The sequence below is a fragment of the Streptococcus oralis genome (assembly GCF_019334565.1).
GTDB classification, from domain to species: domain Bacteria; phylum Bacillota; class Bacilli; order Lactobacillales; family Streptococcaceae; genus Streptococcus; species Streptococcus oralis_CR.
Genome location: NZ_CP079724.1, coordinates 443,444 through 470,182 on the forward strand (window position 1 = coordinate 443,444; position 26,739 = coordinate 470,182).

The 26,739-nt window shown below is 42.0% G+C and carries 25 protein-coding genes, 2 tRNA genes, 2 pseudogenes and 2 other annotated features; of the genes and pseudogenes, 20 read left to right on the forward strand and 9 right to left on the reverse strand.

Features of this window, described 5'->3' with window-relative positions:
• Positions 1-34: 34 nt before the first annotated feature.
• From KX728_RS02330 to trpA, 9 genes and pseudogenes are all read left to right on the forward strand, one after another.
• Entirely contained in the window at positions 35-1,264 is a 1,230-nt protein-coding gene (locus tag KX728_RS02330) for a DegT/DnrJ/EryC1/StrS family aminotransferase (RefSeq protein ID WP_042902634.1), read from the forward strand.
• A gap of 40 nt (positions 1,265-1,304) precedes the next feature.
• Positions 1,305-1,530: a binding site (T-box leader), on the forward strand.
• Between the two features lie 119 nt (positions 1,531-1,649).
• Positions 1,650-1,883, forward strand: a pseudogene (locus KX728_RS02335) (tryptophan synthase subunit beta); the annotation flags it as partial.
• Positions 1,880-2,105: a binding site (T-box leader), on the forward strand. (Overlaps the previous pseudogene by 4 nt.)
• Before the next feature lie 377 nt (positions 2,106-2,482).
• On the forward strand, positions 2,483-3,844 hold the full coding sequence (gene trpE, locus KX728_RS02340; protein ID WP_215804923.1) for an anthranilate synthase component I: 1,362 nt from the start codon (positions 2,483-2,485) through the stop codon (positions 3,842-3,844).
• Positions 3,841-4,407 carry an aminodeoxychorismate/anthranilate synthase component II gene (locus tag KX728_RS02345; protein WP_215804922.1) on the forward strand — a complete coding sequence of 189 codons (567 nt, stop codon included), beginning with the start codon at positions 3,841-3,843 and terminating at the stop codon, positions 4,405-4,407. Before trpE ends, KX728_RS02345 begins: the two co-directional genes overlap by 4 nt.
• Before the next feature lie 10 nt (positions 4,408-4,417).
• Positions 4,418-5,422, forward strand: a complete 1,005-nt coding sequence (gene trpD, locus KX728_RS02350) for an anthranilate phosphoribosyltransferase (protein ID WP_215804921.1) — start codon at positions 4,418-4,420, stop codon at positions 5,420-5,422.
• Positions 5,419-6,186, forward strand: a complete 768-nt coding sequence (trpC, locus tag KX728_RS02355; protein WP_084944995.1) for an indole-3-glycerol phosphate synthase TrpC — start codon at positions 5,419-5,421, stop codon at positions 6,184-6,186. The genes trpD and trpC overlap by 4 nt, the downstream gene beginning before the upstream one ends.
• On the forward strand, positions 6,173-6,772 hold the full coding sequence (locus KX728_RS02360) for a phosphoribosylanthranilate isomerase (RefSeq protein WP_049484654.1): 600 nt from the start codon (positions 6,173-6,175) through the stop codon (positions 6,770-6,772). The genes trpC and KX728_RS02360 overlap by 14 nt, the downstream gene beginning before the upstream one ends.
• A complete protein-coding gene (gene trpB / locus KX728_RS02365) occupies positions 6,750-7,973 on the forward strand; it encodes a tryptophan synthase subunit beta (protein WP_000331263.1) in 1,224 nt (407 codons plus the stop codon). The genes KX728_RS02360 and trpB overlap by 23 nt, the downstream gene beginning before the upstream one ends.
• Positions 7,966-8,742: a tryptophan synthase subunit alpha gene (gene trpA, locus KX728_RS02370; protein WP_215804920.1), complete on the forward strand. Its 777-nt coding sequence runs from the start codon at positions 7,966-7,968 to the stop codon at positions 8,740-8,742. The genes trpB and trpA overlap by 8 nt, the downstream gene beginning before the upstream one ends.
• Here trpA and KX728_RS02375 read toward each other — a convergent pair.
• A complete protein-coding gene (locus KX728_RS02375; protein ID WP_215804919.1) occupies positions 8,714-9,373 on the reverse strand; it encodes a prepilin peptidase in 660 nt (219 codons plus the stop codon). The two genes, trpA and KX728_RS02375, sit on opposite strands and share 29 nt — an antisense overlap.
• 69 nt (positions 9,374-9,442) lie before the next feature.
• On the opposite strand from KX728_RS02375, the gene KX728_RS02380 reads away from it, so the two are divergent.
• Positions 9,443-9,898 carry a GNAT family N-acetyltransferase gene (locus KX728_RS02380; RefSeq protein WP_215804918.1) on the forward strand — a complete coding sequence of 152 codons (456 nt, stop codon included), beginning with the start codon at positions 9,443-9,445 and terminating at the stop codon, positions 9,896-9,898.
• A 157-nt stretch (positions 9,899-10,055) separates the two neighbouring features.
• Here KX728_RS02380 and KX728_RS02385 read toward each other — a convergent pair whose 3' ends face one another.
• From KX728_RS02385 to KX728_RS02400, 4 genes and pseudogenes are all read right to left on the reverse strand, one after another.
• On the reverse strand, positions 10,056-10,934 hold the full coding sequence (locus tag KX728_RS02385) for an SDR family NAD(P)-dependent oxidoreductase (RefSeq protein WP_215804917.1): 879 nt from the start codon (positions 10,932-10,934) through the stop codon (positions 10,056-10,058).
• A gap of 1 nt (position 10,935) precedes the next feature.
• Positions 10,936-11,771 (reverse strand): annotated as a pseudogene (locus KX728_RS02390) (alpha/beta fold hydrolase).
• Positions 11,772-11,784: 13 nt separating this feature from the next.
• Positions 11,785-12,789 carry an NADP-dependent oxidoreductase gene (locus tag KX728_RS02395; RefSeq protein WP_215804916.1) on the reverse strand — a complete coding sequence of 335 codons (1,005 nt, stop codon included), beginning with the start codon at positions 12,787-12,789 and terminating at the stop codon, positions 11,785-11,787.
• A 90-nt stretch (positions 12,790-12,879) separates the two neighbouring features.
• The gene (locus tag KX728_RS02400) at positions 12,880-13,311 is read right to left on the reverse strand and encodes an Rrf2 family transcriptional regulator (RefSeq protein WP_000379854.1); all 432 of its coding nucleotides are present in this window, start codon (positions 13,309-13,311) and stop codon (positions 12,880-12,882) included.
• Positions 13,312-14,114: 803 nt separating this feature from the next.
• Between KX728_RS02400 and KX728_RS02405 the strand changes: the two genes are divergently transcribed.
• Positions 14,115-15,404 carry a hypothetical protein gene (locus tag KX728_RS02405; protein ID WP_084878804.1) on the forward strand — a complete coding sequence of 430 codons (1,290 nt, stop codon included), beginning with the start codon at positions 14,115-14,117 and terminating at the stop codon, positions 15,402-15,404.
• A 9-nt stretch (positions 15,405-15,413) separates the two neighbouring features.
• Positions 15,414-16,502: an AI-2E family transporter gene (locus KX728_RS02410; RefSeq protein ID WP_215804915.1), complete on the forward strand. Its 1,089-nt coding sequence runs from the start codon at positions 15,414-15,416 to the stop codon at positions 16,500-16,502.
• 138 nt (positions 16,503-16,640) lie between these two features.
• Here the strand turns inward: KX728_RS02410 and KX728_RS02415 are convergent.
• The 4 genes from KX728_RS02415 to KX728_RS02430 all read right to left on the reverse strand — a co-directional run bounded on the left by KX728_RS02415 (position 16,641) and on the right by KX728_RS02430 (position 19,254).
• Positions 16,641-16,713: transfer RNA gene (locus tag KX728_RS02415), tRNA-Lys, on the reverse strand.
• Between the two features lie 62 nt (positions 16,714-16,775).
• The gene (locus KX728_RS02420) at positions 16,776-17,291 is read right to left on the reverse strand and encodes a DUF308 domain-containing protein (protein WP_000672740.1); all 516 of its coding nucleotides are present in this window, start codon (positions 17,289-17,291) and stop codon (positions 16,776-16,778) included.
• 354 nt (positions 17,292-17,645) lie between these two features.
• Positions 17,646-17,718: transfer RNA gene (locus KX728_RS02425), tRNA-Lys, on the reverse strand.
• A gap of 264 nt (positions 17,719-17,982) precedes the next feature.
• Complete coding sequence (locus KX728_RS02430; RefSeq protein WP_215804914.1) at positions 17,983-19,254, reverse strand: replication-associated recombination protein A; 1,272 nt, start codon at positions 19,252-19,254, stop codon at positions 17,983-17,985.
• 115 nt (positions 19,255-19,369) lie between these two features.
• On the opposite strand from KX728_RS02430, the gene KX728_RS02435 reads away from it, so the two are divergent.
• The 8 genes from KX728_RS02435 to KX728_RS02470 all read left to right on the forward strand — a co-directional run bounded on the left by KX728_RS02435 (position 19,370) and on the right by KX728_RS02470 (position 26,696).
• The gene (locus KX728_RS02435; RefSeq protein WP_000257122.1) at positions 19,370-19,840 is read left to right on the forward strand and encodes a DUF3013 family protein; all 471 of its coding nucleotides are present in this window, start codon (positions 19,370-19,372) and stop codon (positions 19,838-19,840) included.
• A gap of 18 nt (positions 19,841-19,858) precedes the next feature.
• Positions 19,859-20,926 carry a M50 family metallopeptidase gene (locus KX728_RS02440; protein WP_215804913.1) on the forward strand — a complete coding sequence of 356 codons (1,068 nt, stop codon included), beginning with the start codon at positions 19,859-19,861 and terminating at the stop codon, positions 20,924-20,926.
• 1 nt (position 20,927) lies between these two features.
• Positions 20,928-21,356, forward strand: coding sequence for an NUDIX hydrolase (locus KX728_RS02445; protein ID WP_215804912.1), 429 nt, complete (start codon positions 20,928-20,930; stop codon positions 21,354-21,356).
• 137 nt (positions 21,357-21,493) lie between these two features.
• On the forward strand, positions 21,494-22,444 hold the full coding sequence (gene prmA, locus KX728_RS02450) for a 50S ribosomal protein L11 methyltransferase (protein WP_215804911.1): 951 nt from the start codon (positions 21,494-21,496) through the stop codon (positions 22,442-22,444).
• A gap of 1 nt (position 22,445) precedes the next feature.
• Positions 22,446-23,189 (forward strand): 16S rRNA (uracil(1498)-N(3))-methyltransferase, encoded by a 744-nt coding sequence (locus KX728_RS02455; protein ID WP_219108667.1) that lies wholly within the window; start codon positions 22,446-22,448, stop codon positions 23,187-23,189.
• A 10-nt stretch (positions 23,190-23,199) separates the two neighbouring features.
• Positions 23,200-24,996, forward strand: coding sequence for an oligoendopeptidase F (gene pepF / locus KX728_RS02460; protein WP_215804909.1), 1,797 nt, complete (start codon positions 23,200-23,202; stop codon positions 24,994-24,996).
• Positions 24,997-25,126: 130 nt separating this feature from the next.
• Positions 25,127-25,918, forward strand: coding sequence for a DUF2785 domain-containing protein (locus tag KX728_RS02465; RefSeq protein WP_009014059.1), 792 nt, complete (start codon positions 25,127-25,129; stop codon positions 25,916-25,918).
• A gap of 109 nt (positions 25,919-26,027) precedes the next feature.
• Positions 26,028-26,696 carry an MIP/aquaporin family protein gene (locus KX728_RS02470; protein WP_215804908.1) on the forward strand — a complete coding sequence of 223 codons (669 nt, stop codon included), beginning with the start codon at positions 26,028-26,030 and terminating at the stop codon, positions 26,694-26,696.
• Positions 26,697-26,739 lie beyond the last annotated feature (43 nt).

The window sequence follows — 26,739 nt, forward strand, 5'->3', positions numbered from 1 at the left end:
TGAGAAAATGAGTACAGATAAAAGGAGCAAATCAATGCCAAATTACAATATTCCATTTTCACCACCCGATATTACCGAAGCTGAAATTGCTGAAGTAGCGGATACCCTGCGCTCTGGTTGGATCACAACAGGTCCTAAGACAAAAGAACTGGAGCGTCGCTTGTCTCAATACACACAGACACCTAAGACTGTCTGCCTCAACTCTGCGACTGCAGCTCTTGAGTTGATTTTGCGTGTTTTGGAAGTGGGACCTGGTGATGAAGTCATCGTTCCAGCTATGACTTATACAGCTTCATGTAGTGTCATCACACACGTGGGAGCGACCCCTGTCATGGTGGATATTCAAGCAGATACTTTTGAAATGGACTATGACTTGCTTGAGCAAGCTATTACTGAGAAAACTAAGGTGATTATTCCGGTTGAGCTTGCAGGGATTGTTTGCGACTATGACCGTTTGTTCCAAGTCGTGGAGAAAAAACGTGACCTCTTTACAGCTGCTAGCAAGTGGCAAAAGGCCTTTAACCGTATCGTGATTGTCTCTGATAGTGCCCATGCTTTGGGATCTACTTACAAAGGGCAACCAGCTGGTTCTATCGCTGACTTTACTTCCTTCTCATTCCATGCCGTTAAGAACTTTACAACGGCTGAGGGAGGAAGTGCGACTTGGAAAGCCAATCCAGCGATTGACGACGAAGAGATGTACAAGGAATTTCAAATCCTTTCCCTTCACGGTCAAACAAAGGATGCTCTTGCCAAGATGCAATTGGGTTCATGGGAATACGATATCGTTACACCAGCCTACAAGTGCAATATGACGGATATCATGGCTTCGATTGGTTTGGTACAATTGGACCGTTACCCAGCTTTGCTACAACGTCGTAAGGACATCGTGGACCGCTATGATCGTGGTTTTGCGGGTACTCGTATTCACCCACTGGCACACAAGACTGATACTGTCGAATCTTCACGCCACCTCTACATCACCCATGTAGAAGGAGCAAGTTTAGAAGAACGCAACCTCATCATCCAAGAATTGGCCAAAGCAGGAATTGCAAGTAATGTACACTATAAACCGCTTCCTCTCTTGACAGCCTATAAGAATCTTGGTTTTGATATGGCAGATTATCCAAGAGCCTATGCCTTCTTTGAAAACGAAATTACCCTCCCTCTTCACACTAAATTAAGCGATGAAGAAGTTGATTACATCGTTCAGACTTTGGTGAGAATTTCTGAAGAAATCCTCGGATCAGGAAAAAAATCATAAAAAAATCTTGACAAAAAGCGGACAATAGCATATAATATTCTCAACAAATCAGAAAAGTAACTATTTTTGATCTTCAGGGAGCCTGTGGTGATTGTGAACAGGTGGTTGGAAGTAGTGAAAGTGGGCTGATTTTAAAAATGAATTTGAAACAATGAAAATTCGGTGCGCACACCTTACAGTGCAACTTGTTGTTAGACAAGGTAGAGATGTAAAGGGGAATAGTCCCTTTATAATTGAGGTGGCACCGCGTTACCAACGCCCTCACACAGATTGTTTTCTGTGTGTGGGCTTTTTTCATATCTTTAAATTAATACTGAAAGAGGAAAAATTTTATGACAACTAAAGGTTATTTTGGACAATTTGGTGGTAGTTTTGTACCGGAGCCGATTCAGGCCGTGTAGAATACGTAGCAGCGACAGATGAAGAAGCTGTTCAAGCCTTGCTCCTTCTCAGCAAGACAGAAGGGATTATCCCAGCGATTGAAAGTTCGCATGCTATCGCAGAAGCGGTTAAACGTGCACCGAAACTAAGTAAAGATGAGATTATCATCATCAATGTCTCTGGTCGTGGAGACAAGGACGTAGCTGCGATTGCAGACTACCTAGAAGCTAAAAAATAAAAGATGGAAAAATTACAGTCTTTTCTCTCACAGAGAGCTTGTGGTTGCTGGAATCAAGCAGAGAAAGCTGTAAGGTTGGGTCCATCTGAAACGAGAGAAGAAAACATAATTCTCAAGGGAGTGCCCTTTATCGCACAGCCTGTTATAGGAAAGTTCTGAGACAGGAATGAGAGATAGGAGAAATCCTATAATTGAGGTGGCACCGCGAATTTCGTCCTCACGCAAGTTATTTTGCGTGGGGATTTTTATATATTTATCGTAGATATGGCTATCAGTTTTAAATTATGCTTCATCACTAGATAGATTTCTATAAAATATTTGCTAACGAAGTGAGCATTGACCCGCTATTTCCCGCTATAGTGGTATTCTAGAGAAGCAAAGATGCTTCTCTAGAACGGAATTTTTGAGAGTAAAATAGTTTGGGGAACTATTTTAGCCTGAGCCTAGAAATGAATGAGCGAGGAGCTCGAAAATTAGGTCTTTCATTTCATGGATTTCTAAAATCATCCACTGGATAATTTTACCTCCCGTCCGCACTATTTAAGGGAAATAGAAAAAAGACCAAAAATTAAAAATAAGAAACTGAAAGGGAAATTACAATGGAACGAATCATTCATGGAGATGTTTTATCACCAATCTTGGCTTATATGCGCCTAAAGGGGCAACACAAGGTGATCTTAGAAAGTATTCCGAGAGACAAGGAAACCGCTCGTTTTTCTATCCTAGCCTATAATCCTGTTTTTGAGATTCAGTTTGAAAATGGAGTCCTTTATCAAAATGGTCAAGTGATTGATAGGGATCCCTTAGATTACCTTTATGAAGTGACTCATAAGAGCCAGCACCATTCAGATCTACCTTTTGGTGGGGGAGCCATTGGTTTTGTTGGTTACGATATGATTTCGCTCTATGAGGAAATCGGTCAAATCCCTCAAGATACCATTGGGACACCAGATATGCATTTCTTTGTCTATGAGAGTTATATGGTCTTTGACCACAAGAAGGAAAAAATCCATGTCATCGAGGATGCTCTCTATAGTGATCGCAGTCAAGAAGATTTGGAAGAAGCCTTGAAGCAAGTGCTGGAGGAATTACGCATTCCTGCTCCAAATGAATTTGAAGACTTGGATTTATCTCCGCTAGACTTCAAACCGCACATCGCTCCTCAGAAGTTTGAGCAAATGGTGGAAACCGCTCGTGACTTGATTCGTAATGGTGATATGTTCCAATGCGTGCTCAGTCAGCGTTTCTCAACAGAAGTTACTGGAAATCCTTTTGACTTCTACAGAAATCTCCGCGTGACTAATCCTTCTAATTACCTCTATTTCTATGATTTTGGGGATTATCAAATCATCGGTGCCAGTCCTGAAAGTTTGGTTTCTGTCAAAAATGGCATCGTGACAACCAATCCGATTGCAGGTACGCGACCAAGAGGGGCTACGGATGAAGAGGACAAGGCCTTGGCGACTGACCTGCTTTCTGATGAGAAGGAAACAGCAGAACATCGGATGTTGGTAGACTTGGGGCGTAACGATATTGGTCGCATCTCTGAAACTGCTAGTGTTCAAGTCACCAAGTATATGGAAGTGGAGCTCTTCCGCTATGTCATGCATTTGACCAGCGTGGTCAAGGGACGTTTGCTTCCAGAACTCACTGCCATGGATGCTTTGAAAGCTACACTTCCAGCTGGAACAGTTTCAGGAGCACCAAAGATTCGGGCCATGAGACGCATCTATGAACTGGAAACAGAAAAACGTGGTGTATACGCAGGAGCAATCGGCTACTTGTCTGCGACGGGTGATATGGATTTCGCTATCGCCATCCGAACTATGATTCTCAAAAATCAAACAGCCTATGTGCAGGCTGGGGCAGGGATTGTCTATGACTCCATCGCCCAAAACGAATACCAAGAAACCATTAACAAGGCTAAATCTATGACTAGAATTGGAGAACTAAGACCATGATTTTATTGATTGACAACTATGATTCTTTTACCTATAATTTGGCGCAATACATTGGGAATTTCGCAGAAGTACAGGTCTTGAGAAATGATGATCCTAAGCTGTATGAAGAAGCTGAAAAAGCAGATGGTCTGGTCTTTTCTCCTGGTCCTGGTTGGCCGGTTGATGCTGGAAAGATGGAAGACATGATTCGTGACTTTGCAGGTAAGAAGCCGATTCTAGGTATTTGTTTGGGTCACCAAGCCATCGCAGAAGTCTTTGGTGGCAAGCTAGGCTTGGCTCCAAAAGTCATGCATGGGAAACAGAGCAATATCAGCTTTGAAACGCCATCTGTTCTCTATCAAGGCATTGAGGATGGTCGTCCAGTCATGCGTTATCACAGTATTTTGATTGAAGAAATGCCAGAAGGCTTTGAAGTGACAGCTCGTTCGACTGATGACCAAGCCATTATGGGAATTCAACACAAAAGCCTGCCGATTTATGGCTTCCAGTACCATCCAGAAAGTATCGGAACGCCAGATGGCTTGTCTTCTATTCGGAATTTTATTGAGAAGGTTGTAAAGTGAGGTTGCCTATATGAAAGAGATTATTGAAAAATTAGCAAAATTTGAAAATTTATCAGGTGTGGAAATGACGGATGTCATCGAGCGTATCGTTACTGGACGTGTAACCGAAGCGCAGATTGCTTCTCTTCTCTTGGCCCTTAAGATGAAGGGGGAAACACCGGAAGAACGCACAGCCATTGCCCAAGTCATGAGAGGGCATGCTCAACACATTCCAACTGAGATTCATGATGCCATGGACAACTGTGGTACTGGTGGAGACAAGTCTTTCAGCTTTAACATTTCCACAACTGCAGCCTTTGTCTTGGCTGGCGGCGGCATTCATATGGCCAAGCACGGTAACCGTTCGATTTCTTCTAAATCGGGTTCGGCAGATGTCCTTCAAGCATTGGGTATCAACCTAGATCTCAAACCAGCTGAACTAGGTAAGGTTTTCGATAAAACTGGAATCGTCTTTCTCTTTGCTAAAAATATGCACCCAGCTATGAAATACATCATGCCCGCTCGTTTGGAGTTGGGAATTCCAACGATTATGAACTTGACTGGTCCACTAATTCATCCAATGGCCTTGGAAACACAGTTGCTTGGCATTAGTCGTCCAGAACTGCTAGAAAGTACAGCTCAGGTATTGAAAAATATGGGTCGCAAACGTGCCGTTGTGGTTGCTGGACCAGAAGGTCTTGATGAAGCTGGCTTGAACGGAACAACCAAGATTGCTCTTCTTGAAAATGGCGAAATCACCTTGTCAAGCTTCACTCCAGAGGATTTGGGGATGGAACGCTACGCTATCGAAGATATCCGTGGAGGGAATGCTCAGGAAAATGCAGAGATTTTGCTTAGTGTTCTTCAAAACGAACCAAGTCCATTCTTGGAAACGACAGTTTTAAATGCTGGCCTTGGTTTCTATGCTAATGGTAAGGTAGCTAGTATCAAGGAAGGAGTTGCCTTGGCTCGTCAAGTGATTACTAGTGGCAAGGCCCTTGAAAAACTCAGACTGTTACAGGAGTACCAAAAATGAGTCAGGAATTTTTAGCACGAATTTTGGAGCAGAAGGCGCGTGAAGTCGAGCAGATGGAGCTGGAGGAAGTCCAGCCCTTGCGCCAGACTTATCGCTTGGCAGAATTTTTGAAGAATCACCAGGATCGTTTACAGGTAATCGCTGAGGTCAAGAAGGCTAGCCCTAGTTTGGGAGATATCAATCTCGATGTGGATATTGTGCAACAGGCCCAGACTTATGAAGCGAACGGCGCAGTGATGATTTCGGTTTTGACAGATGAGGTTTTCTTTAAAGGGCATTTGGATTATCTGCGGGAGATTTCTAGTCAGGTAAACATTCCAACGCTCAACAAGGACTTTATCATCGATGAAAAGCAAATCATCCGTGCTCGCAATGCCGGCGCGACAGTTATCTTGCTCATCGTAGCTGCCTTGTCAGAAGAACGCCTCAAGGAACTGTATGACTACGCGACAGAGCTTGGTCTGGAAGTCTTGGTGGAGACTCACAATCTAGCTGAACTAGAGGTGGCCCACAGACTGGGTGCTCAGTTTATTGGGGTTAACAACCGCAACTTGACTACCTTTGAAGTTGACTTGCAGACTAGTGTAGACTTGGCCCAGTACTTTAAGGAAGGTCGCTATTATATTTCTGAATCGGCTATTTTCACAGGGCAGGATGCAGAACGAGTAGCAGAATCCTTTAACGGAATTTTGGTGGGAACAGCTCTCATGCAGGCAGAGGATGTGCCCCAGAGAATTAAGGAGTTGCAGATTGACAAAGGTTAAGATTTGTGGATTGTCGAACAAAGAAGCGGTAGAGACAGCCGTATCAGCAGGGGCAGACTACATCGGTTTTGTCTTCGCACCTAGTAAAAGGCAGGTGACCTTGGAAGAGGCTGCTGAGCTGGCAAAGCTCATTCCTGTCAACTTTAAAAAGGTTGGTGTATTTGTTTCACCAAGTCGAGCTCAACTGCTAGAAGCGATTGAAAAGGTTGGCTTGGACTTGGTTCAAGTTCATGGTCAGGTGGCGGATGCTTTGTTTGAGGATTTATCTTGTGCCAGTATTCAGGCTGTGCAGGTGGATGGAAATGGTCATGTCCCCAATTCTCAGGCGGATTATCTACTCTTTGATGCCCCTGTGGCAGGGAGTGGTCAGACCTTTGACTGGGGTCAACTAGATACGGCAGAACTAGCTCAGCCTTTCTTTATCGCAGGTGGGCTCAATGAGGATAATGTAGCAAAAGCAATTCAACACTTTACTCCCTATGCAGTCGATGTATCGAGCGGAGTGGAGACAGATGGACAAAAAGATCAGGAAAAGATTAGAAGATTTATAGAGAGGGCAAAGAATGGCATATCAAGAACCAAATAAAGATGGATTTTACGGAAAATTTGGCGGACGTTTCGTCCCAGAAACATTGATGACAGCAGTTTTGGAGTTGGAGAAGGCTTATCGTGAAAGTCAGGCGGACCCAAGTTTCCAAGAGGAATTAAACCAGCTCTTACGCCAGTATGTAGGACGTGAAACTCCCCTTTACTACGCAAAAAACTTGACCCAGCATATCGGTGGAGCTAAGATTTATCTCAAGCGTGAAGACCTCAACCATACAGGGGCCCACAAGATTAACAATGCCTTGGGACAGGTTCTTCTGGCTAAACGTATGGGCAAAAAGAAGATTATCGCTGAAACAGGTGCTGGTCAGCACGGTGTGGCAACTGCAACGGCTGCGGCTCTCTTTAACATGGAATGTACCATTTACATGGGTGAGGAAGATGTCAAACGCCAAGCCCTTAATGTCTTCCGTATGGAGCTTTTGGGAGCCAAAGTTGAGGCAGTGACAGATGGTTCGCGTGTGCTCAAGGACGCAGTCAATGCAGCCCTTCGTTCATGGGTGGCTAATATCGACGATACCCACTATATCCTTGGTTCTGCCTTGGGACCTCATCCATTCCCAGAAATCGTTCGTGATTTCCAAAGTGTGATTGGTCGAGAAGCTAAACAACAGTACCGTGACTTGACAGGTCAAGATTTGCCAGATGCCCTAGTAGCCTGTGTTGGTGGTGGTTCTAATGCTATCGGTCTCTTCCATCCATTTGTAGAAGATGAGTCTGTAGCTATGTATGGGGCTGAAGCAGCAGGACTAGGTGTGGATACGGAGCACCACGCAGCTACCTTGATCAAGGGTCGTCCAGGTGTTCTCCACGGTTCGCTTATGGATGTGCTCCAAGATGCACATGGACAAATCTTAGAAGCCTTTTCTATCTCAGCCGGTTTGGACTATCCTGGTATTGGCCCAGAACATTCTCACTACCACGATATCAAACGTGCCAGCTATGTTCCTGTGACGGACGAGGAAGCCTTGGAAGGATTCCAACTCTTGTCTCGCGTGGAAGGGATTATTCCAGCCTTGGAATCTAGCCATGCCATTGCTTTCGCAGTGAAATTGGCCAAAGAACTTGGTCCAGACAAGTCAATGATTGTCTGCCTATCCGGTCGTGGGGACAAGGATGTAGTTCAAGTCAAAGACCGCTTGGAAGCAGATGCAGCAAAGAAGGGAGAAGCCCATGCCTAAGACTTTAACAGAAAAATTGAATGCTATCAAAGCAGCAGGAAAAGGAATTTTTGTTCCCTATATCATGGCTGGAGACCATGAGAAAGGTTTGGATGGTCTCGATGAAACAATCCACTTTTTAGAAGATTTGGGTGTTTCAGCCATTGAAGTGGGTATTCCCTTTTCAGACCCTGTTGCAGATGGACCTGTGATCGAAGAAGCAGGTTTGCGCAGTCTAGCTCATGGGACTTCTACCCAGGCTTTGGTTGAAACCTTGAAAACCATTCAGACTGAGGTGCCACTGGTCATCATGACCTACTTCAACCCCCTTTTTCAGTACGGTGTGGACAAATTTGTCAAAGATCTGGCAGATACTGCAGTTAAGGGCTTGATTATCCCAGACCTGCCTCATGAGCATGCCAACTTTGTAGAGCCATTTTTGGTAGACACAGATATCGCCTTGATTCCCCTAGTAAGTTTGACAACAGGGATTGAGCGTCAGAAAGAGTTGATCAAGGGAGTAGAAGGCTTCGTCTATGCCGTTGCTATCAATGGGGTGACAGGGAAATCAGGAAATTACCGCGCAGACTTGGACAAGCACTTGGCACAATTGCATCAAGTAGCTGACATCCCAGTCTTGACAGGTTTTGGCGTATCTAGTCAAGCAGATGTCGAACGCTTTAATGCGGTATCAGATGGTGTTATTGTCGGTTCGAAAATTGTAAAAGCTCTCCACCAAGGAGAGCCGATTGAGGACTTTATCAAACAAGCAGTAGCTTACCAAAAATAATCACACAAGTAGCAAGTAAGAGGAAAGGCACAAAAGGAAGTCTTTCCTTTTTCTTTTGCAGGAGAAAGGCCAGAATGCCTGCCGCAGAAGCGAACTGAATCAAGATGAGTAATTCTGTCGCGCTAAAGATGAGAGCACAAGAAGCTAGAAAGAGAAAATCCCCTGCGCCCATGCGAATATCGATAAAATGGGCCATGATTCCAAGTATAAGGAAGAAGACCATAACCAGATTCCAACTACAGAAAGCCATGAGGATTAGGTGGAAAGTCATCCAGACTAGTAAGGGATATTCCTGATGGCGAAAGTCGTAGATGCCCAAGGTCAAACCAGCAGTGATGAGGATGACTTGACCCAAGGAAATCCAGCCCCAAGACCAAGCTAGAAAGAGGATTCCTAAGCCGAGTTCAAAGAGGGCATACCAGAATGGATATCGAATCTTGCAGTAGCGACAGCGAAAGCGATTGAAGACCTGCGAAAGGATAGGAATCAAATCTAAGGGTCGCAAGCGAGTCTGACAGGAATTGCAGTAGCTAGCCGGTCGAATAATGGATTGCTCAGGGAAACGGTCAATGATCAAACCCAAGAAAGAAGCGAGAATGCTCCCGACAAGAAAAAAATAAAGATCAATCATACTTATCTATTCGTAAAAAATAGGAGAAGTAGTATAATGGAGAAACATAGATAAGATGGTGAGGTCAAGATGACAATTCGTTTTGAAGAAAATGTGAGCACAGAAAATGCTCAGCTCGTATGCCAATGGTCTAACTCCCTTGGCAAATCCTTTCAAGAACAATGGATGGGAACAATGATTCCTTTTCCCTTGACAATTCAAATCTTGCAAGATTTGGAAGGAATCTTTTCAATCTTTGATGGACAAGAGTTTGTGGGGCTTATCCAGAAAATCAGGCTAGAAGACAGGAATCTTCATATCGGGAGATTTTTTATCAACCCTCAGAAGCAGGGGCAAGGCTTAGGTAGCCAGGCTTTAAGAAAATTTGTTAGTTTGGCTTTTAAAAATGGAGACATAGATAGTATTTCTCTAAATGTCTTCGAGGCAAATCAAGCAGCCAAGCACCTCTATCAAAAAGAAGGATTTGAAATCGTTCAAACCATTGAAGCACCTGTACGAAAATACCTTATGAAAAAGGGGAGATAGGAAGCAAAAAAGAGGCTAGGAAAAGTCTTTGAAATCAGAAAAACGCATAGTATCCAGTTTTTAATAACCTTGATATTATACGTTTCATTTTGGGAAGATTTACTTCGTTTTCTCCTGAAATTGAGTTCCTGTCCAGTCTTCCTCTTGTATTAAATTTTTAATCAAACTCAACATATTTCTGTTTAAACAACTCAATTTTATCAATACAGTAAGTGATTAAATCTCGAGCTTTCTCAAAAGTATAGCCTTTTTCAGATACAGATTTCACTTTCTTCTCATCAAAATAGTAGCCAGTCAAATCAGTGATTTCTTCTGACAATGTAAGATAGTAGCCTGTTTCAATTCCCTCGTCTAGATTTTTGGAAAATGACTTCATCAAGCGTCCGAAGAGAGACTTTTTCGTCTTTTCATCACTGGAATCATTCCCTAAGTTGGTTGAAATCAAGCCTGGATGGTAGGCATTGATGGTGATGATTGAACCTCTTAAAAAGAAGTCTCTTGCCAGGTAGCGTGTTATCCAAATAGTGTAAAGTTTGGAATTATTATAGGCCAATCCGGGATTATAGTTGTTCTCAAATCCAAAGTCTAAATCCTTGACCTTGGCAAAATGATGCATATAGGAAGAAGTATTAATGACACGGCCGTCAGCCGCTTTTTCTAACAAGGGACTTAGCTCAGTTGTTAAAATATAGGGAACCAGAACAGATAACATAAAGGTCAACTCGACATTTTCAGCACTCGCTTTTCGTTCTTTTCCAGCATACAGTCCGGCATTGTTAAACAAGACATCAATACTTTGAAAGTCTCGCTTGATTTTCTCTACAAATCGATAAATATCATCTAATTTAGAAAAATCTGCCAAGTAGCTAGAAACTCGGCCTCTCAAGGAAATTGCGCGAACCTCTTGAAGTGCCAGCTCAAGTTTTTGAGGATTTCGACCATGGAGGATAACATGATACCCTTGGCTAGCCAATTTCTTTGCCAAATGTTTACCGATACCGTCAGTAGCACCTGTTATTAGAATGGTTTTGACCATATTAGTCCTCTAAGAAAGCTATTAGTTCTGTTGAAAATTCGTCTGCATATTGGAAAATCGAACCGTGACCAGCATTTGGATAGATAATCAGCTTGCTATCTTTTATTTTCTCATGCATATCGTAAGAATTTTCCGTTGGAACCTGCATATCCTTATCCCCGTTGACGATTAAGGTTGGTTGGGTGATAAATTTTAGGTCGTCTTGAGAATCTTTCCCCCAACGTTTAATAGCTTTGAGTTGAGTTAGGAATCCTGATAGGTTCATATCTTTATCCGCAAATTCCTTTGTTCTCATCCCCATTCGTCCTAGGACTTTCAAAGCTTCAATTTTCCCTTGATCATCATGATTATAGAAGATATAGCGTTTAGGATCGATGCGCTCGAGTCCAGCTTTAAACATATAACTAAAGGTTTTCCCTGTGACCTTATCGACCTCTTTTCCACCTCGAGGTCCTGTTCCAGCCAAGATTAAACGATTGACTAGAGTAGGCTTGATTCGGATGATTTCTTGGGCAATCATACCTCCCATAGAAAGGCCAAGAAGATTGATTTTATCGTAACCAAGCGCTTTTACAAAGTCAATTGTCTGCTTAGCCATTCCAGGAATAGTCGGAGCAACTTTGCCCTGACTGGCTCCGACTCCAGGAAGATCGACTACAATGACATGGTGCGTTTCAGCAATCAAGTCTAAGAGTTTAGGATCCCAGTTATCTAGAGTTGCTGCCAAATGGACTAACATCAGAAGAGGTAGTTTTGATTTGCCTTTACTAAGTTCGCGATAAGCGATTTTGTTCCCGACGACTGTGATGTATTGATTTTTGTAGTAAGATATGACATTGTGTTTTCCTTTTTATTTCTTAAAGCTGAGGACTGTTTTTCCACGTGAGCGACCATTAGTGACCTTGTCTAAGGCGTTATTTACCTGTTCGAATGGGTAAACTGTATCGATAGAGGGTTTGATTTCTAATTTACTAAAGAGGTCAGCTACCTCTTGTAATTGAGCACCATTGCTTTCTACAAAGATAAAATGGTAGTAAACGCCATATTTTTCTGCTATTTTATCAAATTTGCGACCTGCTAAGCCAAGAATCATCTGTTTCCATTTCGTTAGATTCATGCGTTTGGCAAAGGCACCGTTTGGCATGGCACGAAGTGAAACAAGATGCCCACCTTTTTTCATGATAGACATTTGTTTTTCAGTTTCAGCCCCACCAAGTGTATCGAGGACATAATCCACCTCACTAACAGTTTTTGTATAATCCTCTGTTTTGTAATCGATAAAGCGGTCTGCTCCTAGGTTCAATACACGCTCAGCATTATCTCCAGCTCCATTGGTAATGACCTTCAAACCTTTGGCCTTGGCAATCGGAATGGCCATTCCACCAACTCCTCCAGTCCCACCAGAAATAAAGATCGTTTTCCCAGCTTGAGCGTCCATGAGGTCAAGAGCCTGCATAATGGTCAAGGCAGTAAGAGGAACAGCAGCAGCTTCCTCGTCTGATAGATAGTCTGGAACTTTGGCTAAGGCTGGGCTATCGACAGCTACGTATTCTGCAAAGGCGCCGATATGATCAAGTGGCAGACGGCCAAAGACACGGTCTCCTATCTGAAAGTTGTCAACTTGCTTGCCAATGCTTTCAATGATCCCACCGACCTCGTTACCTGCAGTTTGAGGAAGTTTGTAAGGAACAATCATCTTGACATCACCACGAGAGATCATGTTATCGAGAGGATTAACACCGGCTGCGGTGACTTTCACCAAGACTTGTTTGTCTGTAATACTTGGTTTAGCGATTTCTGTGATGTTCAGTGTGATATTGTTTTTGTTATAAGTAGTGTGTTGTGCGGCTTTCATGTGATTTCTCTTTTCTTTTTCTATAAGATTTTATACCTGTATCTGATACAAGTATATGTTATTTCCAGTAAAAACTGACTTGTTATCAAATCAGTTTCGGACTTGTTTAGCTTGTTTATATAGATTGTCAATGACATCTTCTAAAGTTTGATTTGCTAATTCCTTCTCTAATTGAGATTCGGCACTAGCGAAAAGCGGTGAAACTGCTCCTTGGATATGTTTTCCAACAGGGCAATCAGGATTGCTATTTTGATGAACAGGGAATAAACTAATGTGATTGATTTCTTGAGTAGCATAGTAGATCTCTAGTAAAGTCATTTTCTTTGGAGACTTACTGAGTTGATAACCTGTTTTTCCTTGCTGGGAATGAATCAAATCTGCATTTTTCAATAAGGCAATCACTTTTCGAATGTAACTAGCATTAGTCCCAACACTAATAGCTAATGCTTGAGAACTTAAGGTTTCCTTGCTTTCACTAATCATTGTTAAGATATGCAAAGCAACTGAGAATTTTGTATCCATCTGAACTCCTCTTTTGACAAACCTGTATCAGGTACAAGAACAAGTATATCAAAAATAAAAAGAAAAGCAAGACTTTTGTTTTAAATTTTTTAAAATTTTAAGTGCAATCAGATTAGAGCTGTCTGGAAAGGGTGTTCACAAAATTATATCTTTACTATCCATTGGTAGAACAAAAGTAGAACAGATACACAAAAAAGCCTAGTAAATCAAGGCTTTTTCCTGTTGTATTTAGATGCCCCCTACAGGGATTTGGAAAGGACTTTCATATTGAGAGCAATTAAAAATATTGAAATATAAGTGATTTTAGGTATTTTCAATGTCATGATTTAAAAATGGGACAAAAGTGGGGCAAAAACCATACAGATTCTAAACTGTATGGTTCTTTTTTTATCTAACCAAGAAAGGTTAAAACTTATTAAAACAAATGCAATCAACTGTTGAAAACTTTTTAGTCCGTGTAATATAAAAACAAGTAAAAAGTTGAACTATAGGGAATATTGTGTCATAATAGGTAATAGATGAATAATTAATAGATTGGAAATAATGCTTTCTTACCTTAACAAGTTGAATTGGTTATACATTTTTTCGTCGCAATTGTGTCTATCTCTCGAGTTTAGCTAGTTTTTATAAGCTCTGGTTTCTAATCAATATAACAAATTTTAGAAGTGCATAAGACAAGATGGTGACATTACTACAGTCATTTCTAGTCACCATATGTTGCTGGCACAGGCTGTTTGTAGTGTTGGCTATTTACTAGTCAGTTTAATCGGAGTGTTTAATTTTTATTGTTGAAAGGTTTTTATATGGCGAAAATTCTATCTTTAGGTCTGACAGGTAAGAAATTACTTGCTCAGGGGTTCTTGTTTGTTCTGCTAGGTCTCATCTTGATGGTCACGGGGACTTGGTTGCCAGTAACAGTTATTCGCCTGGTTCTGTTTTTAGCTTGGATAGCAACGGTCGTAGATTTGCTATTAAGAGTTTTCAAAAAAAGCCAGTCAACGGATACCTTGGGAGTTGCACTGGTTAAATTGTTAGTGCTGGGATATTTGCTAGGTTCTAATCTTGCGACTGATATACCGATTTATGTTCTGGCTCTTGTGATTGGAGTTTATCAGATTTTTAGGGCCACGATTAATCTTGTCACCTATGTTCTCTACCGTAAAAATAATATTCGACCTCGTTTTCGTCTCTTACTAGATGGTATTCTACTAGTTTTTCTTGGTGGAGCTAGTCTTTTGTCCTCTACGGGAAATTCTGTCTTTCAACTCTTTGTTTTAGGGGCTTATTTTTTCCTTTATGGTCTGTCCAATATCCGTGACGGTTTCTTATTTGAAGGGGAAATTGGGAAAAACCATCTCAAACGTCGTATTAGAATTAGCTTACCTATTGTCCTAGCCGCTCTCATCCCTGCAAGAACTTTAGCAAAAGTTAACAAATTTATGCTGGAAAATGCTGATGAGGAAGAAGATATCCATCTTGGAATAGTGAAGTCTGGTAAGACAGCAGAGCTAGAAATTTTTGTTCATACAGCTGAGACCTCCCTGTTTTCAGCTATTGGTCATGTGGATATCTTCTATCAGGGCCGTGTTATTTCTTATGGCAACTATGATCCGTCATCTGAGACCTTATTTGGTATGGTAGGAGATGGTGTCTTATATTTCTGTGACCGCGATAAGTACATTGATCTATGTAAACGTGAGAGTCAAAAAACACTTTTTGGTTATGGAATAGATTTGACACCTGAAATGGAAAAAGCAATTCAAAAAAAGTTGACTGAATTGAAACAACTGACGATTCCATGGGAGCCAAGTGCGGATAAAATCACGACAGGTGATGGTAAGGAAGACTACACCTACGCTTATAAAATCAGACATGAGACGGATGGGGAACTTTATAAATTTATCAAATCTAAGTTTAAATCCTACTTTGTCTTATCCACAAATTGTGTGCTCTTGGCAGATACCATAGTCGGTCAGGCTGGAACAGATATCCTCTCACCCAAAGGATTTATCGCACCAGGAACTTACCAAGCTTACCTTGACCGAGAGTTTGAAAAACCAAATAGTATAGTCGTATCTAAACATGTTTATTAAGGAAAATTTATGAATTTAGTAAAAAAATACACCCCGTTAATACTTTTTATAGGGCTGGTTACTCTTGTAATTCTGAATGCATCAAGCTTTATATCAGGGACAGTATCTCTCTTTGAAGTAACTTCTACCTTGATTTATGGTGCTGTCATTGCTTTTGTGCTCAATGTTCCCATGAAAAAAATTGAAGAATTCCTAGTTAAAATGAAGGTAAAGGCAGGGTTGCGCCGTCCGATTGCTATGGTGCTTGTTTTCCTATCTCTTATCTTAATCGTGATCTGTCTTTTGGTTTTGGTGCTTCCAACCCTTGCTCAGACTATTAGTCAGCTGGGAGCAGTCCTTTCAACAGTCCTGACTCAACTTAGGAAATTGCTAGACAGCTCGGAATTTGTAACCAAAGACATGCTGTCAACTCTCGTATCAGGAATTCAGGGACAGTCTAGCTCTATTAGTCAAGCTTTGATAACCTTCTTATCCGGTCTGACTAGTAATATAGGAAATATTTTTTCAAGTATAATGAATGCCTTTCTGATTATAGTATTTACCTTTTTATTTTTATCCAGTAAGGAACATCTGGCAGCGATGACGAGTCGACTTCTAAAAGTTATATTTCCAGAGAAAGTGGTGACAAAGTTAACTTACATTGGACAAGTAGCACCAGAGACTTATGACCAATTTTTGATGAGTCAGCTGATTGAAGCAGTCATCATAGGAGTTATGATAGCGGTTGGCTACAGCCTGTTTGGACTACCTTATGGGGTAATGACAGGTATATTTGCAGGAGTACTGTCTTTCATTCCTTATGTTGGTCCTATGATTGCTTGTATTCTGGGAGCGATTTTTATCTTTACAGTAAGTCCAAGTCAAGCCTTACTTTCTATTGTTCTTTATCAAATCATACAACTGATTGAGGGAAATCTTATCTATCCCAAAGTTGTGGGTCAATCTATTGGCTTACCAGCCCTTTTCACGCTTGCGGCTGCTAGTATCGGAGGGAATCTTTTCGGACTACTTGGAATGATATTCTTTACCCCCGTATTTGCTGTTATCTATCGACTGGTTAAAGAATTTGTCGTTGCAAAGGAAAATCAGGTAGATTAAGAAAAACTAAATTTAATAAGATATACTGAGAAGAGAGTGAGAGATTCTCTTCTCTTTTATTTTTAAATACTTTTCTACAAAAAGCTATTAGACGTTAAAAAAAGCCTTGGTTTCAAGGCTTATTTCTGTTGATTTAGATGCCCCCTGCAGGGCTCGAACCTGCGCCCCATAGCTTAAGAGTCTACTGCTCTACCAACTGAGCTAAGGAAGCAACAGAAAAAGCTGAGAATGTAACTTCCCAGCTTTTTTAATATGCCCAAAATGGCAGCTAGATTATTTACGAAAGGCATCAAGGATATAGGTGAAACCAACAATTAAAAATGCAAAGGCAACGACATAAACGACAAAGACACTTGTAGCTACTGGATTGAACAAAATCACTAGACCTAGTAAAAATGCAAGCAACGCTATCCACATGATATGGTTGCCAATAATAGGGAAAATCAATCCCAAACGATTGCCTTTAAAGAAAACTATAATGGCTTCTACAATTAACCAAATTCCTAAAATAGTTGGAATGACAACTGGCAGCGTCACAAAGCCATAGGCAACGAGGTAAAGAGCTAAGAGAAGATTAACAATCCCTTGGAAAAGATGAGCTGGTGAGCGAAGCTCTTTTGGTACAGAGAAATAGCCTAAAATAGCTGCTATAGAAGAAACCAGTAAACCAAATGCAATCCACCAGCTGTAAGCAACAAGATTAGCTACTGGGTTTGTAAATAGGAAAAGTCCTAAAAGGACAAAAACAACTCCTGCAAGGAATAGCAGTAAACGATTAGAAAATTTCATTTCAATACCCCCTATATAGTATAGTATAGTTTGATAATAAAAATATTATACACCTTTTTAGAGGAAATGTCAATAAACAAAATGGAAAATTTGGAAGTTTCAGTCTGATTTATGAAAAGAAAATCAGTTTTTATTATTTTGAAAATAAAAAGAGAAGATAAAATTTGTCTTCTCTACATGAAAATATTGTATGGCATCAAAGCAAAAGTAACTGGCTTTACACTATTTGTAAAGATGTAATTTGATTCAAAAAGAAAAGATAGATTTAAAATGTGGGACAAATGATGGGGTAAATCAGTTATAGACAAGCAAAAAAAGCCTTGATTTACAAGGCTTTTTCCTGTTGTATTTAGATGCCCCCTACAGGGATCGAACCTGTGACCCACGGATTAAGAGTCCGCTGCTCTGCCAGCTGAGCTAAGGAGGCAAAGAAAAAAGCTGTATTGGTGCCGAAACTTCACGGTTTGTATTGAACCCGCGCAATTAAGCAGGTGGGCAACTCGCTCTAACTGAAGCTGTTTCCGTGTGAGACGGCCTACATGCTGTTAGAAGACTTTTGTTTCCCTAATAATACAAAAAATAGTCGGTCAACACTTAAGTGTGAAGTCGTACACCACAGCGTTTCTATGTTTATATAATACCACTTTTTCAAAAAAAATCAAGAGGAAAGTGCAATTTTTTGAAAAGGATTTCAGATTTTTCGCAAACGGTCGATAGCTTCCTTTCTTTGAGCCAAAGCCCGTTCATATTTACCAGTATCTTCTGCTTGGAAATAGTGATGATTGCGGATTTTTTCTGGTAGATAGTCTTGCTTGACCCAATTTCCAGGATAGTTGTGTGGATAGAGATAGTCTTGGGCATTCCCCAGTTCCTTGCTTCCACTGTAGTGCCCATCACGCAGGTGTCGCGGAATAGGCAAGTGCCCTGATGTTTTGAGGTCGGCAAGCGCCTTATCCATAGCTACATAGGCTGAGTTGGATTTTGGAGAAAGGGCCAAATCAATCACGACATTGGCAATGAGAATGCGGGCTTCTGGGAAACCAATCCTTTGTGCAGCATCTAGAGCAGTTACGGTATGAATCTGGGCCTCAGGATTGGCCAAGCCGATATCTTCATAAGCGATAACAGTCAAACGACGAGCGAGACTTGGCAAATCACCAGCCTCAATCAAGCGGGCAGCATAGTGAAGACTGGCATCAACATCTGAGCCACGGATAGACTTTTGCAGGGCTGAGAGGACATCGTAGTGTCCATCCCCATCTTTGTCCATGGTAATATAACTCCGCTGCAGGCTATTTTCCATGATATCCAAAGTTATATGGCGGATTCCCTTGTCATTTTCGGGGGTAGAGAGAACAGCCAAGTCCAGTGAGTTGAAGGCAGAACGCAGGTCTCCATTTGTAGAGGTGGCAATGAAGTCCAGCGCATCCTCATCTAGTTCTACTGGAAAATCAAAACCACGTTCAGGGTTATTTAGAGCTATCTGCAGGGCCTCTTTGACGTCTTGGTTAGACAGAGGTTCCAACTCAAAAATTTGAACGCGACTGCGAATGGCAGGAGTGACAGAGAAGAAAGGATTTTCAGTTGTAGCGCCAATCATGATGACCAGTCCACTTTCCAAGAGAGGCAAGAGGAAGTCTTGCTTGGTTTTATCTAGTCTATGAATCTCGTCAAGGAGTAGTACAAGTCCACCTGAAAATTTAGCCTCTTCCGCAATTTCTTGCAGTCGCTTTTTACTATCAACTGTCGCATTGAAAGTTCGAAAGGCATACTTAGTAGTCCCAGCGATGGCTGAAGCAATACTGGTCTTGCCGATTCCAGGAGGTCCATATAGAATCATGGAGGACAGGCGGTTGGCTTCCACCATGCGACGGATGATTTTTCCTTGTCCGACCAGATGTTCCTGACCGATGACCTGATCGATGGTTTTAGGGCGCATGCGAAGTGCGAGATTGTCTGGCATAGCAGTCCTTTCTAACGTGGATTTTCTGATGTATATGTGGTAAGATGGTAGTATCTATTTTAGCATATTTCCGAGCAATCGGGGCGATTAAAGAGTCGCATAGAAAGAGGACAAAATGGCAACATACGGATTTTTAGATGTTTTAGAGGAAGAGTTGGAGAAGAATTTTCCCTTTGACTTTGAGATTAGTTGGGACAAGCGTAACCACGCGGTTGAAGTGAGTTTTCTATTGGAAGCGCAAAACGCTGCAGGTGTGGAGATGGTAGATGAAGACGGAGAGGTATCATCAGACGATATCCTCTTTGAAGAAGCAGTCCTTTTCTACAATCCTGCCAAGTCAACAGTCAATGAGGAAGACTATTTGACTGTCATTCCTTACCTACCTAAAAAAGGTTTTTCTCGTGAATTTTTAGCTTATTTTGCTCTATTCCTTAAAGACACTGCCGAGGTTGGACTAGATGCCCTCATGGACTTTTTGGAAGACCCAGAAGCAGAAGAATTTGTCATGGAATGGAACCAAGAAGTCTTTGAAGAAGGAAAAGTAGGCTTGGAAGAGGGAGAGTTTTATCCTTATCCGAGATACTAGGAGTTGGTTGGAGATTTTATGAAGAAAATTGGGATTTATTTGGTTTATGTGCTAGCTGTTGTCTTTATTATGCTGGCTTTTGCTTGTGGAACAATCGCATTTGCAGAGCTGGGGTATTCCGCAGTTTTAGTCTTTACTTTTGGTTATGCCTTCGCTCTTCTAAGCATGTATTTAATCTTTATTCTTCATGAGCTGGGACATGCTTTTTGTGGCTACTTGACAGGCTATCGGCTGGTGGCTTTTGGATTAGGACATTTTATTTTGACCAAAAAATCAGGCAAGTTTCGTCTTAGTAGAACAGCCATTCTGAAAAATGTTGGTGCTCAATACATTGGTTTAAAAGAGGATGAAAGCGATCAAAGCATCATCCTGATGCTTTCAGGAGGCTTGATGGTTCATCTCAGCTTGATATTATTGGCGATAGTGTTTGGGTTTTTGACAAGAAGCTGGTATTTTGCAGGGACTTGGATTTTTCTTAATTTGTCTTTCTTCCTAAATAACATTTTGCCAGTCGGCATCACCGATGGAGCAAAAATTTGGGAATTGCTACAACACCCTGAAAATACGAAATACGCCTACCTGATGTTGAGGCATTCTGCCCAGACCTTGCTAGCTCCTCAAGAATATGATTTAAAAGACTTTATCATGCCTGTTGATGAGGAGGTGAGAGGGAGTTTTGCAGAAAGTGTTCAGACTCTTCAGGGGTTGGTATTCATATTGGATGATAATATAGAACTTGCAAAGCAACAGTTTCAGTCTGTGTTAGATAAAACAGACAATCCAATGTCTAAAACTAGTTCTCAATTATACCTTCTTCAAGTTGCTCTGATGGAAGGAGATAATAAGAAGGCGGAAGAATATGCAAGTATTCGAGGAGTCAAATCCTTTTTATCTCTAAAAACAGCAGATATGCAGGTCATTCAAGCTTGGTATCAATTTAAGGTAAAGAAAGATGTAGTTCAAACTCACAAGGCTATGAAGATTGCTAGACAGAAAATGAATAGCAGTCGGATGTTACGGGATGAGAAAAGCTATTATCAAAACTGGTTAGCTGAGCTGGAAAAGGAATTAACCGAAGGAGTCTAATATGGAAATAGAACTTACTGATTTCCAAGGTTGCAAGATTGCCTTATTTTGTGGTGATAAGCTACTGGTCATCTTACGCGATGATAAGGCAAGCATTCCCTGGCCCAATATGTGGGAACTGCCCGGTGGGGGACGCGAAGGGGATGAAAGTCCTTTTGAGTGCGTGGCGCGTGAAGTTTATGAAGAACTGGGAATTCATCTGACTGAGGATTGTCTGCTTTGGAGTAAGGTTTATCCAAGTATGCTTTTTGCGGATAAACAATCTGTATTTCTAGTCGGTCAGTTGACACAGGACCAATTTGACAGTATCGTATTTGGAGATGAAGATCAGGCCTATCAGTTGATGAATGTCGAGGAATTTCTTAGCTCCAGTCAAGTTGTACCTCAGTTGCAGGAGAGATTAAAAGATTATTTAAAAGTAAGTGATTAGAAAGGATGGTTCAGTTAAATTTCTAAACTGAACCCGCCCTAAACACTCTGCCAAAAAGATAAGCTTCTCTTAGACACAAGCGTCTTCAGAGAATTTCCTATTTTGGTTTTGTGTTTTACGGGCTTGGTATCTTAAATATGGAAACATGGCAAGAGTTAAAAGTTACAGTTAAGCGTGAGGGAGAGGAGCTAGTCTCTAATCTCTTGATTGAGCTGGGAGCGCAAGGTGTTGCGATTGAAGACAGCATGGACTATGTGGGAAATGTGGATCGTTTCGGCGAGATTTTCCCAGAGGTTGAGCAGCAAGAAGAAATCGTAGTGACAGCCTATTACCCTGATACGGTTGATATAGCAACGGTTGAGGCAGACTTGCAGGCCCGTCTCGCGGAACTAACTGATTTTATGGATTTGGGAGAGGTAAAAATGGGTACGACTGCCTTGGCTGAGGAAGACTGGGCAGACAACTGGAAGAAATACTATGAACCAGCTCGTATCACTCATGATTTGACCATCGTTCCCTCTTGGACGGACTATGAGGCGACTGCTGGGGAAAAGATTATCAAGCTGGATCCAGGTATGGCTTTTGGTACGGGGACCCATCCAACCACTAAGATGAGCCTCTTTGCCTTGGAGCAGGTCCTTCGTGGTGGCGAAACGGTGCTGGATGTGGGAACTGGTTCAGGAGTTCTCTCTATTGCCAGCTCGCTTCTTGGTGCCAAGGAAATCTTTGCCTACGACCTGGATGATGTGGCAGTTCGTGTTGCTCAGGAAAATATTGAGCTAAACCCTGGCATGGAAAACATCCATGTAGCAGCAGGAGACTTGCTTAAGGGAGTTGAGATTGAGGCAGATGTGATTGTAGCTAATATCTTGGCGGATATCCTCATTCATCTGACGGATGATGCTTATCGCTTGGTCAAGGATGAAGGCTACCTCATCATGAGTGGGATTATCAAGGACAAGTGGGACATGGTACGCCAGTCGGCTGAGTCAGCTGGATTTTTCCTCGAAACTCACATGGTTCAAGGGGAATGGAATGCCTGTGTCTTTAAGAAAACCAAGGATATTTCCGGTGTGATTGGAGGATAGCATGCAGCAGTATTTTGTCAAGGGGAATGCAGTCTCTCCTGTCACCATCGAGGACAAGGAAACCAGCAAGCATATGTTTCAGGTCATGCGCTTGAAAGAAGATGATGAGGTGACCTTAGTCTTTGATGATGGCGTCAAGCGCTTGGCGCGCGTGCTTGATGTGGAAGCACGTCAGTTTGAATTGGTTGAAGAATTAGCTGACAATGTGGAACTGCCCGTTCGAGTGACAATTGCATCTGGATTTCCCAAGGGGGACAAGCTGGAGTTTATCACTCAAAAAGTAACCGAACTGGGTGCCAGACAGATTTGGGCCTTTCCTGCCGACTGGTCCGTTGCCAAGTGGGATGGCAAGAAATTGGGTAAAAAGGTTGAAAAACTAGAAAAAATCGCCCTTGGAGCAGCAGAGCAAAGCAAGCGTAATATCGTTCCAAGTATCCAGCTTTTCGAGAAAAAAGCAGATTTTCTAGCTCAGCTGGGCCAGTTTGACTCTATTGTAGTGGCCTATGAAGAATCAGCAAAAGAGGGAGAAGCTGCTGCGCTCTTACAAGCAGTCACTGGTCTTGAAAAAGGAGCCAAATTGCTCTTTATTTTTGGCCCAGAAGGCGGTCTTTCACCTGCAGAAATTGAAAGTTTTGAAGCCAAAGGAGCTGTTCTTGCAGGACTTGGTCCAAGGATTCTTCGAGCGGAAACAGCCCCGCTTTATGCCTTATCAGCCCTTAGTGTTTTAGTAGAATTAGAGAAATAAGAGGAAGAAAATGGAACAAAAACACCGTTCAGAATTTCCAGAAAAGGAACTTTGGGATTTAACCGCCCTATACCAAGACCGTGAGGATTTCTTGCGTGCAATCGAGAAAACGCGCGAAGACATCAACCAATTTAGCCGTGATTACAAGGGTAATCTTCACACTTTTGAGGATTTTGAGAAGGCCTTTGAGGAATTGGAACAAATTTATATTCAGATGAGCCATATTGGCAATTACGCCTTTATGCCTCAGACGACAGACTATAGCAATGAAGAATTTGCCAATATTGCCCAAGCTGGGATGGAATTTGAAACAGATGCCAGCGTAGCCTTGACCTTCTTTGACGACGCCTTGGTGGCAGCAGACGAGGAAGTTTTGGACCGTTTGGGTGAATTGCCACATTTGACGGCAGCCATTCGTCAGGCTAAAATCAAAAAAGCCCACTATCTAGGGGCTGATGTGGAGAAGGCTTTGACAAATCTGGGTGAAGTTTTCTACAGTCCACAGGATATTTATACTAAGATGCGAGCTGGGGACTTTGAAATGGCTGACTTTGAAGTCAATGGCAAGACATATAAAAACAGCTTTGTTACCTATGAAAATTTCTACCAAAACCACGAGGACGCTGAAGTTCGTGAGAAATCTTTCCGTTCCTTCTCAGAGGGACTTCGTAAGCACCAAAATACGGCTGCGGCAGCCTACTTAGCTCAGGTCAAGTCGGAAAAACTCTTGGCTGATATGAAGGGCTACGACTCGGTTTTTGATTATCTTCTAGCTGAGCAAGAAGTGGACCGTGCCATGTTTGACCGCCAGATTGACCTCATCATGAAGGACTTTGCACCAGTTGCTCAGAGATACCTCAAGCATGTTGCCAAGGTGAATGGTCTTGAAAAGATGACCTTTGCAGACTGGAAATTGGACTTGGACAGCGCCCTGAATCCTGAAGTGACTATTGATGATGCCTATGATTTGGTCATGAAGTCAGTAGAACCTTTGGGACAAGAATATTGTCAGGAAGTTGCGCGCTATCAAGAAGAACGCTGGGTGGACTTTGCTGCTAATAGTGGCAAGGATTCTGGTGGTTATGCGGCGGATCCATATCGCGTGCACCCTTATGTCCTCATGAGCTGGACAGGCCGTTTGAGCGATGTCTATACCTTGATTCATGAAATCGGGCATTCTGGTCAGTTTATCTTTTCAGATAATCACCAAAGTTACTTCAATGCCCACATGTCGACCTACTACGTCGAAGCGCCATCAACCTTTAATGAATTGCTTCTCAGTGACTACTTGGAGCACCAGTCTGATGATCCTCGTCAAAAACGCTTTGCCCTTGCTCACCGCTTGACAGATACCTACTTCCATAATTTCATCACCCACCTCTTGGAAGCAGCCTTTCAGCGTAAGGTTTATACATTGATTGAAGAAGGGGAGACCTTTGGAGCAAGCAAGCTCAACAGCATTATGAAGGAAGTTTTGACAGATTTCTGGGGAGATGCCATTGAAATTGACGACGATGCGGCCTTGACTTGGATGCGCCAAGCTCACTACTACATGGGCTTGTATAGCTACACCTACTCTGCTGGTCTTGTCATCTCGACAGCTGGCTACCTCCATCTGAAACATTCAGAAACCGGAGCTGAAGATTGGCTCAATCTTCTTAAATCAGGTGGTAGTAAGACACCGCTTGAGTCAGCCATGATTATCGGAGCGGATATCTCAACAGACAAACCACTCCGTGATACCATCCAATTCCTGTCAGACACAGTTGACCAGATTATTGCCTACAGTGCTGAGTTGGGAGAGTAAAGAAACAGGATGTCAGAATTAAACCTACTATAGAGTATGTGCTGAATTCGGATTTTAAAGAACAGAAAGTCATCTTCGGATGACTTTTTGATAAGTTACTAGAAATCCAGAGGTACTTTAGATGCATAAGATGCATAAAGAATTACAAAGAAAAGTGACAGAAGAAAAACCAAGCTATAGCCGAGAAGAAATTCAGTGGCTGCTTGAGCATTTGGGAGATCCCTCTCCAGAAATTCGAGACGAACTTGTTTTTACGAGTTTAGCTAGGGGCCTTCAAGAAGAGTTGTTTTCCCTTGAGCAGTTTCAGTTTATCTCAGAAGGGGTTTCCTCTGATGAAGGTCTATACAAAGAAATTGATAGTAGAGGGGTCTCGGCTCTTAAACGTTCTTTTAGGGCGCTTATTTATGCCAATCTACTGTCCTGCGATGGTACTAAGGAATCACTTTATTACCAGCAATTGTCTTCTCCTATCAGGATTACCATGCTAGATCAAGGCTTACACTATCTTACAAAGGAAAAAGAGACGACGGGTTACTCTCATCAGTTTGGGTGGATCCACGCATTTGCGCATGGGGCTGATCTCTTGACGGAAGTTATATGCCATCCTAGCTTTCCAAAGTCAGATATAGCCGAAGCATTTGAAATCATTGGGAAAATCTTTAAACGTGTTGAGATTCGTTTTACAAATGATGAAGATTGGCGGTTAGCGAGAGTACTTTATGAACCAATCTTACGAGGGAAAATCGAATCGTCTCTCCTCACTGCTTGGCTGCAAACAGTCGAATTTCCCTTGAAAGAAGTAAATGATTTCCATAAATTTTCCAACTTCAGATCCTGTTTGCTGGAAACTTACCTTCAACTAGACTGTCATAAACTTTTACAAGATGACTTGAAAGAAGCTATTCAATCTTTTCAGTACTAAGGATAAGCGAGTTGTTTCATGATTTTCAAATAACTTTCCAGTCAATTTTCTTGAAACCCTTTCCTTCTTTTGATAGACTAATACATAGTTTAAAAAAAGGAGACTTATCATGAAAAAAATTGTTGCTGAATTAATCGGTACATTTATGCTTGTGTTCATCGGAACAGGAGCTGTTGTTTTTGGAAATGGTGTTGAAGGTCTTGGACACCTTGGAATTGCTTTTGCCTTTGGTTTGGCAATTGTAGTCGCAGCTTTCTCAATCGGAACTGTTTCAGGTGCTCACTTGAACCCAGCTGTTTCGATCGCTATGTTTGTAAACAAACGTTTGTCATCTTCAGAACTTGTAAACTACATCCTTGGACAAGTAGTTGGAGCTTTCCTTGCGTCAGCTGCAGTATTCTTCCTCTTGTCTAACTCAGGTATGTCAACTGCTAGTCTTGGTGAAAATGCCTTGGCAAACGGTGTCACTGTCTTTGGTGGATTCTTGTTTGAAGTCATCGCAACTTTCTTGTTTGTCCTAGTTATCATGACTGTAACATCAGCAAGCAAAGGCAATGGCGCAATCGCTGGTTTGGTGATTGGTTTGTCATTGACAGCCTTGATTCTTGTGGGATTGAACATTACTGGCCTTTCAGTTAACCCAGCTCGTAGCTTGGCACCTGCCGTCTTGGTAGGTGGCGCAGCCCTTCAACAAGTATGGATTTTCATCCTTGCGCCAATCGTTGGTGGCGTTCTTGCAGCCCTTGTTGCGAAAAACTTTCTTGGAACAGAAGAATAATTGAAATTCAAAAAGCCTTGCTCCTCAGTTTGAGGAACAGGGC

Coding starts and splice junctions, on each gene's coding strand:
- KX728_RS02330 (WP_042902634.1), top strand. CDS start 35: ATGCCAAATTACAATATTCCATTTTCACCACCCGATATTACCGAAGCT.
- trpE (WP_215804923.1), top strand. CDS start 2,483: ATGGAACGAATCATTCATGGAGATGTTTTATCACCAATCTTGGCTTAT.
- KX728_RS02345 (WP_215804922.1), top strand. CDS start 3,841: ATGATTTTATTGATTGACAACTATGATTCTTTTACCTATAATTTGGCG.
- trpD (WP_215804921.1), top strand. CDS start 4,418: ATGAAAGAGATTATTGAAAAATTAGCAAAATTTGAAAATTTATCAGGT.
- trpC (WP_084944995.1), top strand. CDS start 5,419: ATGAGTCAGGAATTTTTAGCACGAATTTTGGAGCAGAAGGCGCGTGAA.
- trpB (WP_000331263.1), top strand. CDS start 6,750: ATGGCATATCAAGAACCAAATAAAGATGGATTTTACGGAAAATTTGGC.
- trpA (WP_215804920.1), top strand. CDS start 7,966: ATGCCTAAGACTTTAACAGAAAAATTGAATGCTATCAAAGCAGCAGGA.
- KX728_RS02375 (WP_215804919.1), bottom strand. CDS start 9,373: ATGATTGATCTTTATTTTTTTCTTGTCGGGAGCATTCTCGCTTCTTTC.
- KX728_RS02380 (WP_215804918.1), top strand. CDS start 9,443: ATGACAATTCGTTTTGAAGAAAATGTGAGCACAGAAAATGCTCAGCTC.
- KX728_RS02385 (WP_215804917.1), bottom strand. CDS start 10,934: ATGGTCAAAACCATTCTAATAACAGGTGCTACTGACGGTATCGGTAAA.
- KX728_RS02395 (WP_215804916.1), bottom strand. CDS start 12,789: ATGAAAGCCGCACAACACACTACTTATAACAAAAACAATATCACACTG.
- KX728_RS02400 (WP_000379854.1), bottom strand. CDS start 13,311: ATGGATACAAAATTCTCAGTTGCTTTGCATATCTTAACAATGATTAGT.
- KX728_RS02405 (WP_084878804.1), top strand. CDS start 14,115: ATGGCGAAAATTCTATCTTTAGGTCTGACAGGTAAGAAATTACTTGCT.
- KX728_RS02410 (WP_215804915.1), top strand. CDS start 15,414: ATGAATTTAGTAAAAAAATACACCCCGTTAATACTTTTTATAGGGCTG.
- KX728_RS02420 (WP_000672740.1), bottom strand. CDS start 17,291: ATGAAATTTTCTAATCGTTTACTGCTATTCCTTGCAGGAGTTGTTTTT.
- KX728_RS02430 (WP_215804914.1), bottom strand. CDS start 19,254: ATGCCAGACAATCTCGCACTTCGCATGCGCCCTAAAACCATCGATCAG.
- KX728_RS02435 (WP_000257122.1), top strand. CDS start 19,370: ATGGCAACATACGGATTTTTAGATGTTTTAGAGGAAGAGTTGGAGAAG.
- KX728_RS02440 (WP_215804913.1), top strand. CDS start 19,859: ATGAAGAAAATTGGGATTTATTTGGTTTATGTGCTAGCTGTTGTCTTT.
- KX728_RS02445 (WP_215804912.1), top strand. CDS start 20,928: ATGGAAATAGAACTTACTGATTTCCAAGGTTGCAAGATTGCCTTATTT.
- prmA (WP_215804911.1), top strand. CDS start 21,494: ATGGAAACATGGCAAGAGTTAAAAGTTACAGTTAAGCGTGAGGGAGAG.
- KX728_RS02455 (WP_219108667.1), top strand. CDS start 22,446: ATGCAGCAGTATTTTGTCAAGGGGAATGCAGTCTCTCCTGTCACCATC.
- pepF (WP_215804909.1), top strand. CDS start 23,200: ATGGAACAAAAACACCGTTCAGAATTTCCAGAAAAGGAACTTTGGGAT.
- KX728_RS02465 (WP_009014059.1), top strand. CDS start 25,127: ATGCATAAAGAATTACAAAGAAAAGTGACAGAAGAAAAACCAAGCTAT.
- KX728_RS02470 (WP_215804908.1), top strand. CDS start 26,028: ATGAAAAAAATTGTTGCTGAATTAATCGGTACATTTATGCTTGTGTTC.